Source organism: Porticoccus sp. Uisw_050_02 (genome assembly GCF_047729555.1).
Lineage (GTDB): Bacteria > Pseudomonadota > Gammaproteobacteria > Pseudomonadales > Porticoccaceae > Porticoccus.
This window is the reverse complement of record NZ_CP159825.1, coordinates 73,150-88,871: the sequence shown is the minus strand read 5'-3', so window position 1 is coordinate 88,871 and position 15,722 is coordinate 73,150. Positions and strand designations below refer to the sequence as shown.

The window sequence follows — 15,722 nt, the reverse complement described above, 5'->3', positions numbered from 1 at the left end:
TTGCTTCCCAAGAGAATTTTTGGTAATACTGGAATTGAAATTAGCACCCTAGGCTTAGGGACAGTTAAACTTGGTCGCAATCGAGGGGTTAAATACCCTCAAAGCTATACAATTCCAGATGATCGAGATGCAGCGAACTTAATAGCCCAAGCAAGCGCCCTTGGCATTAATTTAATCGATACAGCTCCATCTTATGGTAATAGCGAGGAACGCTTGGGGAAACTGCTAAAAGGGCTGCGCAATCAATGGATAATTTGCAGCAAGGTTGGCGAAGAATTCCAAGATGGTGTATCGCAGTTTAACTTCTCGCCTGAATACACACGAATCAGTGTTGAACGAAGCTTGAAAAGGCTCAACACTGACATTATCGATATTGTATTGGTGCATTCAGACGGCGATGATGAAAATATCATCAACAATCATGGAACCCTAGAAATGCTTGCTCAGCTTAAAGCTGAAGGCAAGATTCAAGCTTTTGGCATGTCCTGTAAAACCATAGAAGGTGGACTTTTAGCGGCAAAAAAATCAGATGGAGTGATGGTGGCATGGAACCTAGAGTACAACGATGAACTTCCGGTTATTGATTACTGCGCTGCCCATAACAAAGGATTGCTTATCAAAAAAGCTTTGGCTAGCGGCCATGCAGTCAAATCAATGGCGGAGGATTCTGTAAGAGAGGGCTTTCAAATGATTTTTGAACACCCAGGAGTAAGTAGCATAATTATAGGTACAATAAATCCTTCTCATCTAAGTGACAATGCAGCAAAAGCAAAGGAGCTATCGGCCCGAAAGCTCTAGTCGACATACCATTGAGAATACTGTGCTTATTTCTCTTGGATTTTTTTTACAATAGCGGTGGTCGAGCAGTCTTCAAAGTAATTTAACACCTGAACCTCTCCGCCATAAGAATCAACTATTTCGAAACCAACAACTTCGTTACGGCTATAATCTCCACCTTTAACCAAAACATCTGGTTTAATTAGAGTAAGTAAGCGCTCTGGGGTCTCGTCGTCAAAAGCCACAATCCAATCAACAGACTTTAGTGCCGCCAATACAGCCATGCGTCGATCTACTGAGTTAATTGGACGACCAAGGCCTTTTAATCTTGAGACAGAGGCATCTGCATTGATGGCCACAATCAGTCTGTCTCCTGCTTCTCTGGCCTGTTTGAGATAACCAACATGGCCAGCATGAAGAATATCAAAACACCCGTTGGTAAATACAATTCTTTCGCCTCTAGCTCTTGCGTCGATCACATGAGCCATTAATTGCTCGTCGTTTGTCACGCCGAATTCAGCACCATGATCTGCATACATAGCATGGCATAACTCTGGGTGACTAACAGTCGACGTCCCCAATTTTCCTACTACAATTCCAGCTGCAATATTAGCCATTGTGACTGCATCCAACATATCAGCCCCCGAAGCGAGAGCGCCTGCTAGCAATGAAATAACAGTATCGCCGGCTCCAGTGACATCAAAAACTTCGCGAGCGCGTGCAGGCAGATGGAAGGGCGGGAGATTTTGTCGTAAAAGTGTCATACCTTTTTCGCTGCGAGTGATCAATAATGCTGCTATATCTAGCGATGCCATTAGTGAGTCGCCTTTCTCGGCTAACATCTGCTCATTAGTGCAGACACCTACTACTGCTTGAAACTCAGAAAAGTTAGGGGTTAAAAGTGTAGCGCCCCTATATCGCTCAAAATCAACCCCCTTTGGATCGACCAATACAGGAATTTCATATTTACGGGCTAGATTTATTAATGAACAAGGGTCTTGCAAAGAGCCTTTTGCGTAATCAGAAAGAATCAGTGCCTTGGAGCCGGAAATTAAAGCCTCAACCTTCTTGAATAGCTGCGAGGAGTCTTCGACAGTAAAGCGCTCTTCAAAATCCAATCGAAGAAGATGCTGATGTTGGCTGATAATCCGAAGTTTCTTGATTGTTGGCTTAGATGTTGAAATTTGTAAATCGCAACATATATTGGCAGATTCCAGTTTAACTCTAAGCGCTCTCCCATCCTCATCATTGCCAACAACGCCAACAACAACGACCGATGCCCCTAACGAAGCCAGATTCAATGCCACATTGCCGGCACCACCGAGTCTCTCTTCGGATTGATCTATATTCACCACTGGCACTGGAGCCTCAGGGGAGATACGAGTAGATACTCCATGCCAATAACTATCAAGCATGAGGTCTCCTACAACGAGCACTCGAGCTAGATCAAATTGCGGCACAACAAATGTCATGAAGCTGTCCTTTGTGAAAAAATTCTCATTTCTATTATATTAGCATAGCGCGTTTCAAATAATATTTCTTGGAGGAGTCCAGCTAACCTGATTTTTTCTGTGCTCATTAATATTGAGAGCTATTATCATGGCCATTGGTATCAAAATCAAAAGCTATAATAACTAAAATAGTTAATTTTTTTACCTCAACCAAAAAACCATCCCCCCTATTGCCTTCTTTATATACCCAGGCCTTAAGGCCAAGAATGGAGACAAGAATAGGGCTCTCTTGTAAAAAATCAAAGCCTCCTTCTTGTGATCCGATAAATACAGTGTTCGAAAAATGGACAGACATCTTCTAGCTCTATAAATTTTTTCATACTTAGCAGCCCAATCGGGTAAAGCAACAAAAGAAAAAATATGATCTGCAACTCTCTCTCCGACCTCCATAGCATAAGCTGTGTTATGGCGCAGACTGTCTTCATGTTTATGAACGGTAGCCATTGGCACACTCACAAGTTCACATTTATAGAGCGCTAGTAATTGAGCCATAAAAGGAATATCTTCCGAGCTTCTCAGTTCAATGGGGTAACTTACCCCCTCAAAAACTCTACGGTGAAGAAGTTTCGCGCAGTGAGATAAGTGTAATTTTTTAAGTATATATGCTGAAAAACGCTTTTCATGAGTTTGCGGCAAAGGGCTTGTAGCCCTATAAGAAGCTATTCCATCTGAGCCAACAGAGATATGGTCTCCAAAAAATACATCGACATCAGTTCTATACAATATGCGTTTTCGCAAAAAATCCAAAAGGCTAGGAGCCATTTCATCATCTGCGTCAAGAAAAAAAATATACTCCCCGACAGAAAACTCAACACCATAATTTCTTGCAGCTGCAGGCCCTTGATTGTCTTGCAAATAATACTTAATTTTTTTAGGAAATTTTTGACAGTAGCCATCTGAGATTTTAGATGTATGATCAGTTGAGCCATCATCAATGATTAGAATTTCATAATCATCACCAGACTGACCCAATATCGAGTCTATGGCTCTATCCAATGTATGAGCATAATTGTAGGCTGGAATAATAATACTGAATATTAGCTGACCTTTATCAACAGTTGTCATGGTTCATCCATATTGCTTTTGGGTGCCAATTAAACATTACAGCATCTTCTTGAAGAAAAAATTACCCAGAAAATGGCTCGAGAAGCTGCTTATTTTTGACCACCAGCACGTCTTCCATAATTAAATACTGCAGATCTGAACCAAAAAACATGCTCAATGCATCTTCTGGCGAACAGACCATAGGTTCACCCCTCCTATTCAGCGAAGTGTTCAGAACAACTCCATTGCCCGTCAGCTTCTCCATCTCCTCCATAAGCTCATAATAACGTGGGTGAAACTCTCTTTTCAGAGCTTGAGCACGAGCAGTCCCATCCTCATGAACCACTTCGGGAACACGAGATTTCCAAGTATCATTAACTTCAAATGTAAAAGTCATAAAAGGCGCAGGATGGTCAATTTTAAACATTTCAGATGCAACTCTATCTAACATGCTAGGACAAAATGGTCGCCATCTTTCCCTAAATTTTATTTGTTCATTAATTCGCGCTGCAACACCTGCAGAACTTGGGCAGCCCAAAATAGATCTGCCCCCTAAAGCTCTGGGGCCAAACTCCATTCTTCCCTGAAACCAAGCAACAGGATTTCCATCTGCTAAAATTTTTGCTATCTTTTCAGGCACGAAGTCTATTACTTTATATGCAAGCTTCTGTGTGTGGGGCTGACAGGCTTTTATGCAATCATCATTAGAAAAGCTAGGGCCCAAATAGACATGCTCCATTTTTTCAGGCTGTATACCCCTTTTCATCAGAGCAAAAGAGGCTGCACCAATTGCTGTCCCGGAATCACCAGATGCCGGCTGGACAAATAGCTCTTTTACATAATCTTTAGCAATAATTTTCTGATTTAACTTAACATTAAGGGCGCCACCGCCGGAAAAGGCTAACTTGCCGGTTTCTTTAATAATGTCCCCTAAATAATAGTCCATTAATTTAAGAACCACACTTTCAAACAAGTCTTGAATGGTGGCGGCATAATCAATATAAGGTTCATCTGCGATATCCCCTTCTCTTTTAGGACCAAGCCAATCAATTAGCTTAGGGCTAAAATAGAAGCCCACGCCATTTTCTTTGTAACGCCTCAACCCTACAGTGTTAATAAGCTGAGTGTTAATCTGAAAGTTTTTACCATCAAATTCAATTAGTCGTGAAAAATCATGCTTTTTTGGATTGCCATATGGTGCCATTCCCATTACCTTGTATTCTCCATCGAGCATCTCAAAACCAAGGTATTCAGTAATTGCACCGTAGAGTCCGCCTAAAGAGTCGGGATCATAAAATTCTTTTATCTTATGAATCTTTCCATTTTCACCATAACCAAAAAAAGTAGTAGCATACTCGCCTTTACCATCTACACCCATAATGGCAGTTTTCTCCTTAAAACCACTTAAGTGGTAAGCGCTAGATGCGTGGGCTAAATGATGCTCAACGGGCTCAAACTCTATTTTCTTTGAATCAATTCCTATATCACGCAATAAGTTAAAAACTCGATCACGGTAACGCCGATAACGTCGGTTTCCATTAAACAGCGCATCCAAAGCACGGTCAGGTGCATACCAATACCTTTTTGCAAAATGCCAACGAGCTTTAGATAAAATTGAGATAGGAGCAAAAGGGACTGCCACCACATCTACTGATTGGGGGCTAATACCAGCATATTCAAAGCAAAATTTAGCTGCATGAAATGGCATTTTTCCCTTAGCATGCTTGTCGCGGATAAAGCGCTCTTCTTCGGCGGCGGCAACCAATTTTCCGTCAACATAAAGGGCTGCAGAGGCGTCATGATTTAATGCGCCAGAGATACCAAGAATAATAGTAGACACGATTAGACCTTTTTGTTGGTTAAAGTGATATTAAGTTTTTCTGAAAAAGGGCGCAGCAATTTTTCAAAATATATCCAGGTGTTGCCTTGCCAATTATCCATAAACCTCTGTAGATCCCCAGAGAGGGCTTCTTTGAAAGAATTTTCTGACTTATGCCATTTCATTGCGTCTAGATCAATCACATGCAGCGTCTTACCGGAAATCATAAAGTTAGTGGACTTCATGTCTCCGTGACTAACTCGGCTATGCCATAAAGTGTCAAACAAATGGAGTACCGTTTGGCCTAACCAATTAGGTATTTTATCGTCCTGTGAAGCGAGCAGCCATGCATGAAGATCTTTACCATCTAGAAATTCAGTAATCAGATATGCCTCTCTCCGAAAAGGCCCATTTCTATTTTCTCGCATGGCTATAGGTCGCGGAGTAGAAATTCCCAATAATGCTAAGCGATGAGCAGCTTGCCATGAAACGCACGCTCTACTTGGACGCCAACAACGACTTAATCTATGCCAAAAACTCTTGATGTTATAGCGCTTTATTACCCAATTGCACTCATCAACAGCAATCTTAAGGACTGTGGCACTATTGCCACGCTTAATAAATGTAGCCTGACCTATGGCTACTTCTGGCTCATCAATTAACTGCCTGAGGTTTTTAGTCAAAAAACTTCTTTTTGCAACGGCAAAAAAATACCTTGTCTTAAACATTCGAAATTTTGTACAAGAGCGCAGAGTCTTGGTTAAATACCTCTTAATGCGAATCTCTCTCATATCTGTTATTGCAGACAAGAGATCCTTCGTCACAGGTAAATCTGAATTATATGAATCAATAGCAGAATGAACCATATGGTCATAATCAGGCGTCATTTGTGCAAAAAAGAGCGCCAGGTTGGCTATCGGAGTGCTTAATTTCTTAATGCCGCCTCCATCAATCATATAAATTTTTTCCTGTCTAACCATAAGGTTACTGAAATGAATATCTTCCTGCATCAAGCCGTTTCGATGCAATATAGCAATTAATTTTACAGCACCGCAAAGCAATGGAAGGAACTGTTTTTTAGAAAGGCTCTGGTAATAATCCTGCAGAGTGGAAGCTTCAGCCAGAAATTCAGTGGCAATAAAATAGCCTTGCTCTGTATCCACCATACCCCAAATTTTCTTTGGGCAAAGCACCCCAGCACAATGCATGGCATTCAGCCCGGCTTGCTCAGCCTCAAAATCTTTGCGCTGAAAGAATAGCTTAACCAAGACCTCTGTCCCGCCCCATCGAGAACGAAAAACTAATCGTTTACCAGGCAAATGTCTGAAAATTTCCTCACAAAAAAAAGGCTCTCTTCCCGGAATTTCTAGCTCAAAAGGAGTGGCTTCGGCACTTTTTGTCGATTTAAGATAATCAAGAGATAACAATTTAGGCACCATTTATCCCTCTAGAACAGAGCATTATAAAATGACAGTCATCGGTACTGATAATAAGCTTCAAGTATGATAACCCTTTCGAACACCTTTCTGGTGAAGATTTTGAGCTTGAAGAACTACAGATCCCCAAAAGTTGCAGTCATGTTTCAGGGTATCCCTCAAAGATTTTTCTTTATATTCTCGAATAAAGCAAAGCATATCTTTTCGATTAAATCCTATACGACTTGCTGAGTAATAAAGAGCCGACAAATCTTTATGCCTCCAACGTCTAGGGGTACGTTGACGAATTTGTGCACGATGAAGATCAATCAAAGAAATTGGCCTCTTAACAAAAGAATCCTCTGAATGGCGCTCAGAAACATCAACTAAGAAATGACATAAATAGTAATCGCGATGATTAATACCATTTTCATGTAACGCTCGGGTAATTTCTGCAAGCCTTCGGACCAAACTGCGTCGCTGAAATGCCCCCATTGCAACTAAAATTTCAGAATTACAGTACTCATCTAGAGGTTTTGTAGGCTCGAGCGCTTCAGTGATTAAGAACGATTTCTTTTTCGCTGGATTCCACCCACTGGAACCAAAGGCCTTCACTACCATTGTTTTGATTCCCAGCTCACCCAGTCGGACAATAGCCTGATATTCATTTTCAGCGCCTAAAATAGGTCTTCGCAAGCAAAAGAGATTCTTGAAAATTTCGAGCCATCCCACTCCTGTGTGAGTCTTTACGAAGTAAGCCTTACCATCCACTTCGAAGCGACTCGTGCAGCGATCGCCCATATCGCGATAAATTTCGCCTGCAAGCAAAAATACTTCTTTGAATGGGTCGATATTTTCCCACTTTGATGCAAAAGGCTCAGCCAGGAATAGTTTCATTCGACCCTATCCGCCCAATTCTTTGCAGTCCACTTTTTTTTCATCACCCGATCAATCACATCAACAGCTCTTGCCGGCATATCGTAGATATCGGCTTCTTTAGCAAAATTAATTCCATTTTGGCGCCATTTACGTTTATCTTCCAGCAACATTTCTTCTAACCTGCAGTCAAACATATTTTGAGAGTAAGGTGACTCCAGCAATATCCCAGCTTTTGCTTCTTTTACATAATGAGCATACCCACAGACATCTGTTACTAAAACTGGCAGGCCCGCAACCACTGCCTCGAGTATCACCCCCCCGGTATTCTCAGCATAGGATGGATGTAAAAGAATATCTGCTCCCTGCAGAAATCTGGGGACATCGTTTCGGCCAGAAAAAAAAGTTACTAACTTAGAAATTCCCAGACTTTTTGCTAAAGATGCAAATTCTTTAGGATCATCTTGTCCAATAATATATAGATGCACGCGGGCTGTTAGTTTAGAAGGTAAAACCGAGATTGCACGTAAACTCCTATCAAGCCCCTTGGTTCGGAATCCTGAGCCAATCTGCAAAAGCAAAATATCATCAGCACCCAAACCAAATTCTTCTCTAAAAGATTTTCGAATATCAGCCGAATTAACTGAAGCGCAACGATCACGGCTAATTCCTGGGGGAAGCATCGCCACACGAGATGATTCTGTATCATAAAATTTTTGAAATAATTTTTTTTGTATGGGAGAAAACATAAGAATATCTACTTCAGACCCGCGCTCAAAGACAGCCTTTTCAAATTTAGAAAAGTGCCTGTAACGATTCGTATATGGATACCACCAAGGGCGTAAATTACGAGATTTGTACTCAAAGCAAGGGTCTCCGCAGTAATAAACATCTAAATCTGGCATTTTGTTAAATCCTACCCTTAAGTCTATAGATTCATTTCTTAAATTTTTATTAAGCCAAACGGAGAACTTTTGATACCTTCTTGCACTGCTAATAGCATTTACCCGAACAATCACTATCTCTAAAAAATTTGGCTGCTCTCCCTGCCAAGCCATCGTATATACAACAACCTTGTGTCCGCGATCAGTGCACTCTTTGGCAATTTTAAGAAAATTTCTCTGCATGCCCCCAAAAGGAAAATATTTATACAAACAAAATGCTAGCCTCATTCGCTAGATTCCTTTTTCTGGTTCACGACACTGATTATTTCCGGGGAAACCGATTTTTCTATCAGCCTAACAAATTCATCAAACACCCTAATTGCTGTCAGCTCTTCAAAACAAGGTGCTGTTTGATCTAAGTTTGAAGGGTATAAGCATTTTCGAGACATGCAAGGAGTACATTTAAATTCCGAGACTAAGTTTTTCTGATGAAGACCATAGAATCCTGTAAAAAATGGATTCGTTGGCCCAAAAATAGCTAAGGTGGGGGTATTCACGGCAGCAGCCAGATGCCCCAAACCTGTATCTACAGAAATACATCCAGCCGACTCTGACAGGACTGAAGCTATCTCTGTAAGAGACATTCTAGGCAGCACTTTAGCTCCAGATGCTTGAGAAATCCTTTCTGCACGCTGCCTTTCTCCTTCATCACCCCAAGGCAAGCAAACTCGATAACTTGCATCTATAAGCATACTACTTAATTTAATCCACGACTCTTCAGACCAATGCTTTGATGCCCAGGTAGTTCCGTGAAGCAAAACAACAGACCGCTGTCTGTCTGACTCAAAAGGAAGATTGTATGTTCCCCGCCGAAAATCCAGCGAATACCCTAATGATTTAGAAAATAAAAGCCGAGTTCGCTCCACAGCATGCAATTTTTTAGGCACACTCACGAGATGATCGTAAAAATTTGATGCTAGCGGCTCCCTAGCAGAGTATTTGTCAAAGCCATATATTTGCCCATTTGCATATCTGGCAAGCCAAGCACTCTTCAGTAAGCCTTGCGCATCGATTATTGCATCATAATGCTGAAAGCTCATCTTTCTTTTAAACTCTATCCATTCTGAAGAATACCAAGATCTAAAAGGGTTTTTGCGCCACCTCCTTAATGCAACTGGAATGATCTGATCAACTCTATAATTCCAACCAGGGATCTCAGAAAAATTCTCCTCCACGACCCAGTCAAATGTAATATCTGGGATAGCAGAGATAGCGTCATTAATAGCTGGAAGTGTATGAATAACGTCACCCAAAGATGAAGTTTTTATCACTAGTACCTTTATCATTAATTGGGAACCAGTTGTGATAGCTCTGAAATTACCTTGGTTGGAGATAAATCATTAAGGCACTTCATGCTCTTAATTGAACACTCTCTCTGAAAGCAAGGTCCGCAGTCCACAGGAACAGACAACATAACTGCTTTCTTTCCCAAAGGTGGGGTAAACTTTGGAGAAGTGGATCCATATACCACCACCAAAGGTCGACCTAAGGCTGCAGCTATATGCATTAGCCCTGAGTCATTGCTCACTACGGCATCAGCAATGGAGAGCAGATCAATCACGTCACCTAATTTTGTAGCACCAGCCAAGTTGTAGCTATGCTCACGATAATTAAATGACAAGCTATCAATAATTTTTTGCCCCACCCTTCTATCTTTCTCAGAACCTAGCAACCAAACCTGCCAGCCTTCAGAGATCTTATTAGCCGCCACTTTAGCGTAATGCTCTTCAGGCCACTGCTTGGAAGGTCCAAATTCTGCCCCTGGACATAAAGCTAAAATTTTTCGCCCGCTCGTCAAGCTCAAGCGAACCAAAAGTGCTGTCGCATTTTGACTATCAGCAGTCAAAGCTGGCCGTGGTAAACTGTCTGGTAGCTCCGCGCTCTTATGTAAAGCAAGCGCAGCGAAACGTTGCACCATTAGGGGGTAAGAACCCTTGTCTAAATGACGAAGATCGTTTAGCAGGCCATAGCGCATTTCGCCTTTCCATCCACTTCTATATGGGATTTTGGCAAACCAAGGGATTAATGCGGACTTCATTGAATTAGGCAAAATGATCGCCTGAGCATAATGTTCTAAGCGTAACTCAAGTCCAATTTTGCGTCGATCGCCCCACATAATACTTCCATGCCCAATAGGCATGTCAATCGCTCGACGTACTTCCGGCATACGCTCTAGTATTGGGCGACTCCAGCTCGGAGCCAACACATCAATTAATACGTTTGGGTCTTGCTGTCTAAGTAACATGAACAGCGACTGAGCCATCACCATGTCGCCCACCCATGATGGCCCAACAACCAAAACTTTGTTCCCTATTGCTTGATTTTTCGGTGCCATATTTTTACTAGCTGTCATGGGCTTCCTAGGAAATTCTACGGTCACTTTCCTACAGGGGCAAGCCAGTCCAAATGTTTGGCTACCCGACCTCGAACCAAATCAAAATACTGCGACTGCATAAGTTTTGTGACAGGGCCCCGATGTCCAGCACCCAAAATTCGGCCATCTAGCTCTCTAATAGGAAGCACTTCTGCCGCAGTGCCTGTAAAAAACGCCTCGTCTGCAATATACACTTCATCTCGAGTGATACGCTTTTCGATAACTTTATAACCAGCTTCTTCTGCCAACTGCATGACAGTTTTACGCGTTATTCCATCGAGACAAGAGCTGAGCTCTGGGGTATAAACAATTCCATTTTTAATAATAAAAACGTTTTCACCACTGCCTTCAGCAATAAATCCCTCCACATCTAACATTAGGGCTTCTTCGCAGCCACATTCCAAGGCTTCCCTTAATGCCAACATGGAGTTGATGTAGTTACCATTAGCCTTCGCTTTTGTCATAGCAATGTTTGGGTGATGCCGAGTATATGAAGACGTGCGAACTTTAATGCCCTGCTCTAATGCTTCAGGGGACATGTATGACGGCCAATCCCAAGCTGCAACTATTACATGGACCTTCAGTCCTTCTGCACGCAAACCCATTCCTTCGGAGCCAAGAAATACCATAGGACGCAAATATGCCTGATGCAGTCCATTCTCACGAACCACCAATTTGTGGGCTTCATTTAGCTGCTCCTTGGTATAAGGTATATTGATGTTTAAAATTTTTGCCGACCCATACAAACGATCAGTGTGCTCTTGCAGACGAAAAATGGCGGCACCTTGTTCTTCAGTTTCATATGCTCTAACGCCCTCAAAAACCCCCAAACCATAATGAAGTGTGTGGGTTAAAACGTGCACTTTAGCATCACGCCAAGGAACCATGTCACCATCAAACCAAATCCAACCATCTCTATCGGCAAATGACATCTAATACTCCTACATAAAATATATTTTAATCAGACACGCTTATTATAAGCTTCGAAGATGAATTATAGCCCTCAACAATGCTCATAACAAAGTCGTAGTCTTATGAAGAAGAATTTCTTACAGTAATTCTTGTTTGAATAAAAATATTTAAAATTTTAAATTGGCTAGCTTGGCCACTGTTGTTTATAACCTGCATTATTTATAATAGGGTTAATTACTTTTATTTTGATGCATCTCCAGACGTCTAAAAAAGAACTCTATGAAAGCTAACCATCAAATGGGCGAAGCAAATACAGTGACTGAGCACGTGAAATTCCTCCGCGACACGTCCCCCTATATAAACACCCATAGGGGTAAAACTTTTGTGCTAGCCTTTAGCGGAGAGGCGGTGGGCCATGAAAATTTTGCCAACATAATTCTTGATATTGCTTTACTGCATAGTCTGGGCATTAAGCTTGTCTTAGTACATGGAGCTAAATCTCAATTAAATGACCGCCTAAAAATTTCCGGCTTCAATGAAAGATCCAACAAGCAAACTGATATTACCGACTCTACTGCTATGTCTTACCTAAAGGATGCAGTGGGGAACGTAAGGATCAACATCGAGGCAATGCTCTCTATCGGAGCGGTCAATTCCCCTATGCACGGCTCACGAATACAAGTTGTAGGCGGTAATTTTATTACTGCAAAGCCAATAGGTATAAAGGATGGTGTGGACTTCCAGTATGCCGGTGAAGTTCGAAGGGTTCATGAGGCGGTTATTCAAAAGCACCTTAACGACGATGCTATCGTATTGCTTTCACCGATTGGTTATTCACCTACGGGAGAAATATTCAATCTAAACTATGAAGATGTAGCGGCACAAGCTGCTGTTGCTCTAAACGCAGAAAAATTAATTATGTTCTGCCAAAACGAAGGTATTTTTGATCATCGCGGGGGGCTATTAAAAACTTTGTCCCTAAGTGAAGCGTTAAATCGTCTGAATCAAACAGATAAAGACTCGGAACAGCAACGCTTACTTAAGGCGTGCTATCAAGCCTGCGAAAGCAACATCAGTCGTGGTCACATTATTAGCTATACTTCTAACGGTGCGCTTTTAGAAGAACTCTTCACTCGCGACGGAAGAGGCACTTTAATTTTAAAAAATAGCAACGAAATTATTCGGCAAGCAACGATAGATGATATCGGAGGGCTTCTGGAATTAATTGCACCCCAAGAAGAAAAAGGGGCCTTAGTAAAGCGGTCTCGGGAACTATTAGAGCTAGAGATTTCAAAGTTTTCCATAATAGAACACACAGAAGGTACTATTATTTGTTGTTGTGCCCTCTATCCTTTAGATGATCGGGTTTCAGCAGAAATAGCATGCGTTGTCACACACCCTGAGTTTATGAACCAAGGCCATGCTGGCCGGTTATTGGGGTCTATAGAAAATAAAGCCTCTAAGATGGCAATCAGCCAATTGTTTGTCCTTACTGTTCAGGCAAGTCACTGGTTTATGGAAAAAGGCTTTATTGGCTCTTCTTTAGAAGAACTGCCCATAAAACGCCAATCTCTTTATAACTTCCAAAGAAACTCTAAGGTTTTCTGCAAAAAACTATGAAGATTACTGACCCCTTCGACTCCTCTCTGTTATTATTAAACTCTTTGTTGATGGTGTAGCTGTGAAGGCTTACGCCATGCTTGCTTCAAGTGCAGACAAGTGTGCCACAAGGGACGTTAACTTAAAAATAAAAAACTTTCTTGCAAACAACCCTCAAATTTTTTCTAGTATTTGAAAAAAGTAGGGTGTTTCTCCTTGCTGCTCTGGCTCTTGACGACTTACTTCATGCCAAATCTCTTCATCAAACAAAGGAAAAAAAGTATCCCCCTCAAACGAGGCTTGCACTCGAGTGATATAAAGTCTGTCTGCCTGATCGATGGCTGTGTTATATATTTCAGACCCACCTATTACCATAATCTCCGACATAGATTCATCCATCAATGAAACAATATTTTTTGCTTGATCCAAGGATAAGGCAACCTCAACACCACTAAAAGACCAGTTAGTATTACGCGTAATCACGATGTTCAATCGACCAGGTAAAGGCTTGCCAATCGAATCAAAAGTTTTTCTGCCCATTACGATAGGTTTTCCCATGGTAATAGATTTAAAATATTTCAAATCTCCTGGCAAATGCCAAGGTAGAGTGTTGTTTAGGCCTATAGTTCGATTATTAGCCATAGCTACAATTAGAGAGAGTCTCATTTTATCTGTCATTACACTGCCACCGGTGCTGGTATTGCAGGGCAAGGCTCATAATTTTCTAGCTTAAAGTCTTCATATGTAAAATTAAACAAGCTTGTTACTGATGAATTAACAGCCATGTTTGGCATAGGTCGAGGAACACGACTGAGTTGTTTTTCGACCTGCTCTAAATGATTAACATACAAGTGTGCATCTCCAAACGTGTGCACAAAATCTCCAGGCTGTAAGCCTGTAACCTGAGCAATCATTAACATCAACAACGCATAAGATGCAATATTAAAAGGCACCCCTAAAAAAACATCGGCACTGCGCTGATAGAGCTGACAGGATAGTCGTCCCTCTGCCACATAAAACTGAAACAAAGTGTGGCAGGGCGGCAATCCAGACTTAGTCATAACTGGAATATCTCTGGGATTCCAAGCCGAGACAATTAGCCGTCTAGAATCAGGATTTTTTTGAATATCTGAAACAACCCCAGCGAGTTGATCGACCCCTTCAAAGTTTCTCCATTGGCGCCCATAAACGGGGCCCAGATCACCATATTTTTGAGAAAATGCATCATCTTCTTTTATGCGAATCACAAACTGGGCCATCTCTTCCCGCCATGCTTTTGAGTACGTAGGGAAATTCTGCTCTTGTTTTGTCTCCCTTAACCAATTTTGAAATGGCCAGTCATTCCAAATATTTACCCCATTTTTTACTAAATATCTGATGTTAGTATCACCTTGAATAAACCAAATTAATTCATGGATAATTGATTTAAGGTGAACCTTTTTAGTAGTAACCAAAGGAAAGCCTTCACTGAGATCAAATCGCATTTGATAGCCAAAAATACTAAGTGTTCCAGTGCCTGTTCGATCACTTTTTCGAACTCCGTTGTCCTTTATGTGTCGGACTAAATCAAGGTATTGCTTCATTTTACTCTTGGCCTCTTTTATCAACCAATTTCCTATTAAAGTTAGCGCTAAAATAAGCATATATAATAAGTGTTGTACCGATGCATATCATAGGCAAACTCAATAACTGGCCTCTTGTCATCCACCCAAATAAGTCGAAACCAATAGCAATGTCTGGCTCTCGAAACCACTCAACAATAAATCTAAAGCTACCGTAGAGCGACAAGAATAAGCCCCCTAAAGCACCCCTCGGTCGCGGTTTTCGTGAGACTACAATCAACACAATATAAAGCAGCAGGCCTTCCAAAAAGCACTCGTAGAGTTGAGAAGGATGCCTTAATAGCTGGTCAGGATCATTGGGGAATATCATTCCTACCCAAGAATCAGTTGGTCTACCCCAAAGCTCTTGACCCATAAAATTACCTATACGGCCTAAACCGAGACCTATCGGGACCAAAGGTGCCACGAAATCACCTAAAGCTAGAAAAGACTTATTTATTTTTCGGCTATACCACCAAAGTGCCACCAAAACACCCAGCAATCCGCCATGAAAAGACATTCCTCCCTCCCAGATGCGCAGCAACCATAGAGGGTCCAGAAGCCATTGTTCAAAATTATAAAACACTACGTAACCAAAACGACCACCAAATATTACCCCGAAGGCACTACAAATAATTAGATCTTCTATTTGATTTTTGCGTATGGGCGACCAATTCGATTGGCTACGAAAAAGTGCAATTCTCCAAGCCACAAAAAAACCAAGCAAGTACATTAACCCATACCAATGGATTTTTAGGGGCCCAAAGGAAAAAATAATAGGATCGATTTCTGGATAAATTAGCATGTAACAACTTTAGCTAAGGATAGTTTCAGTGATAATACTACTGTT

Annotated in this window: 14 protein-coding genes; 2 read left to right on the top strand and 12 right to left on the bottom strand. The window is 41.5% G+C overall.

Annotation, left to right across the window (positions count from 1 at the left end; all coding sequences use genetic code 11):
- Window positions 1–798, top strand: coding sequence for an aldo/keto reductase (locus ABXT41_RS00420; protein WP_415390868.1), 798 nt, complete (start codon window positions 1–3; stop codon window positions 796–798).
- Between the two features lie 26 nt (window positions 799–824).
- Here the strand turns inward: ABXT41_RS00420 and hldE are convergent, their stop codons facing one another.
- The 9 genes from hldE to ABXT41_RS00375 form a co-directional block, all read right to left on the bottom strand.
- Window positions 825–2,249, bottom strand: a complete 1,425-nt coding sequence (gene hldE / locus ABXT41_RS00415) for a bifunctional D-glycero-beta-D-manno-heptose-7-phosphate kinase/D-glycero-beta-D-manno-heptose 1-phosphate adenylyltransferase HldE (protein ID WP_415390867.1) — start codon at window positions 2,247–2,249, stop codon at window positions 825–827.
- A gap of 180 nt (window positions 2,250–2,429) precedes the next feature.
- Complete coding sequence (locus ABXT41_RS00410) at window positions 2,430–3,353, bottom strand: glycosyltransferase family 2 protein (protein ID WP_415390866.1); 924 nt, start codon at window positions 3,351–3,353, stop codon at window positions 2,430–2,432.
- A gap of 61 nt (window positions 3,354–3,414) precedes the next feature.
- Window positions 3,415–5,172 (bottom strand): carbamoyltransferase, encoded by a 1,758-nt coding sequence (locus ABXT41_RS00405; RefSeq protein ID WP_415390865.1) that lies wholly within the window; start codon window positions 5,170–5,172, stop codon window positions 3,415–3,417.
- Between the two features lie 2 nt (window positions 5,173–5,174).
- A complete protein-coding gene (locus tag ABXT41_RS00400; protein WP_415390864.1) occupies window positions 5,175–6,590 on the bottom strand; it encodes a lipopolysaccharide kinase InaA family protein in 1,416 nt (471 codons plus the stop codon).
- A 57-nt stretch (window positions 6,591–6,647) separates the two neighbouring features.
- Window positions 6,648–7,463, bottom strand: a complete 816-nt coding sequence (gene rfaP / locus ABXT41_RS00395) for a lipopolysaccharide core heptose(I) kinase RfaP (protein WP_415390863.1) — start codon at window positions 7,461–7,463, stop codon at window positions 6,648–6,650.
- A complete protein-coding gene (locus tag ABXT41_RS00390) occupies window positions 7,460–8,614 on the bottom strand; it encodes a glycosyltransferase family 4 protein (RefSeq protein WP_415390862.1) in 1,155 nt (384 codons plus the stop codon). Before ABXT41_RS00390 ends, rfaP begins: the two co-directional genes overlap by 4 nt.
- Window positions 8,611–9,672 (bottom strand): lipopolysaccharide heptosyltransferase I, encoded by a 1,062-nt coding sequence (gene waaC / locus ABXT41_RS00385; RefSeq protein ID WP_415390861.1) that lies wholly within the window; start codon window positions 9,670–9,672, stop codon window positions 8,611–8,613. Before waaC ends, ABXT41_RS00390 begins: the two co-directional genes overlap by 4 nt.
- Window positions 9,672–10,739 carry a lipopolysaccharide heptosyltransferase II gene (gene waaF / locus ABXT41_RS00380; RefSeq protein ID WP_415390860.1) on the bottom strand — a complete coding sequence of 356 codons (1,068 nt, stop codon included), beginning with the start codon at window positions 10,737–10,739 and terminating at the stop codon, window positions 9,672–9,674. Before waaF ends, waaC begins: the two co-directional genes overlap by 1 nt.
- 23 nt (window positions 10,740–10,762) lie before the next feature.
- Window positions 10,763–11,692, bottom strand: coding sequence for a branched-chain amino acid transaminase (locus ABXT41_RS00375; RefSeq protein ID WP_415390859.1), 930 nt, complete (start codon window positions 11,690–11,692; stop codon window positions 10,763–10,765).
- A 259-nt stretch (window positions 11,693–11,951) separates the two neighbouring features.
- Here ABXT41_RS00375 and argA point away from each other — a divergent pair, with 259 nt between their 5' ends.
- Complete coding sequence (gene argA / locus ABXT41_RS00370; protein ID WP_415390858.1) at window positions 11,952–13,292, top strand: amino-acid N-acetyltransferase; 1,341 nt, start codon at window positions 11,952–11,954, stop codon at window positions 13,290–13,292.
- A 153-nt stretch (window positions 13,293–13,445) separates the two neighbouring features.
- On the opposite strand, the gene ABXT41_RS00365 is transcribed toward argA, so the two are convergent.
- From ABXT41_RS00365 to lgt, 3 genes are read right to left on the bottom strand one after another with little or no spacing between them, the layout of a single operon-like run.
- A complete protein-coding gene (locus tag ABXT41_RS00365; RefSeq protein ID WP_415390857.1) occupies window positions 13,446–13,949 on the bottom strand; it encodes a dihydrofolate reductase in 504 nt (167 codons plus the stop codon).
- Entirely contained in the window at window positions 13,949–14,854 is a 906-nt protein-coding gene (gene thyA, locus ABXT41_RS00360; protein WP_415390856.1) for a thymidylate synthase, read from the bottom strand. Before thyA ends, ABXT41_RS00365 begins: the two co-directional genes overlap by 1 nt.
- Before the next feature lies 1 nt (window position 14,855).
- Complete coding sequence (gene lgt / locus ABXT41_RS00355) at window positions 14,856–15,677, bottom strand: prolipoprotein diacylglyceryl transferase (protein ID WP_415390855.1); 822 nt, start codon at window positions 15,675–15,677, stop codon at window positions 14,856–14,858.
- Window positions 15,678–15,722 lie beyond the last annotated feature (45 nt).

Excerpts from the sequence above, each read along its gene's own strand:
- hldE (WP_415390867.1), bottom strand. The coding sequence starts at position 2,249 with ATGACATTTGTTGTGCCGCAATTTGATCTAGCTCGAGTGCTCGTTGTA.
- ABXT41_RS00410 (WP_415390866.1), bottom strand. The coding sequence starts at position 3,353 with ATGACAACTGTTGATAAAGGTCAGCTAATATTCAGTATTATTATTCCA.
- ABXT41_RS00400 (WP_415390864.1), bottom strand. The coding sequence starts at position 6,590 with ATGGTGCCTAAATTGTTATCTCTTGATTATCTTAAATCGACAAAAAGT.
- rfaP (WP_415390863.1), bottom strand. The coding sequence starts at position 7,463 with ATGAAACTATTCCTGGCTGAGCCTTTTGCATCAAAGTGGGAAAATATC.
- ABXT41_RS00390 (WP_415390862.1), bottom strand. The coding sequence starts at position 8,614 with ATGAGGCTAGCATTTTGTTTGTATAAATATTTTCCTTTTGGGGGCATG.
- waaC (WP_415390861.1), bottom strand. The coding sequence starts at position 9,672 with ATGATAAAGGTACTAGTGATAAAAACTTCATCTTTGGGTGACGTTATT.
- waaF (WP_415390860.1), bottom strand. The coding sequence starts at position 10,739 with ATGACAGCTAGTAAAAATATGGCACCGAAAAATCAAGCAATAGGGAAC.
- ABXT41_RS00375 (WP_415390859.1), bottom strand. The coding sequence starts at position 11,692 with ATGTCATTTGCCGATAGAGATGGTTGGATTTGGTTTGATGGTGACATG.
- argA (WP_415390858.1), top strand. The coding sequence starts at position 11,952 with ATGAAAGCTAACCATCAAATGGGCGAAGCAAATACAGTGACTGAGCAC.
- ABXT41_RS00365 (WP_415390857.1), bottom strand. The coding sequence starts at position 13,949 with ATGACAGATAAAATGAGACTCTCTCTAATTGTAGCTATGGCTAATAAT.
- thyA (WP_415390856.1), bottom strand. The coding sequence starts at position 14,854 with ATGAAGCAATACCTTGATTTAGTCCGACACATAAAGGACAACGGAGTT.
- lgt (WP_415390855.1), bottom strand. The coding sequence starts at position 15,677 with ATGCTAATTTATCCAGAAATCGATCCTATTATTTTTTCCTTTGGGCCC.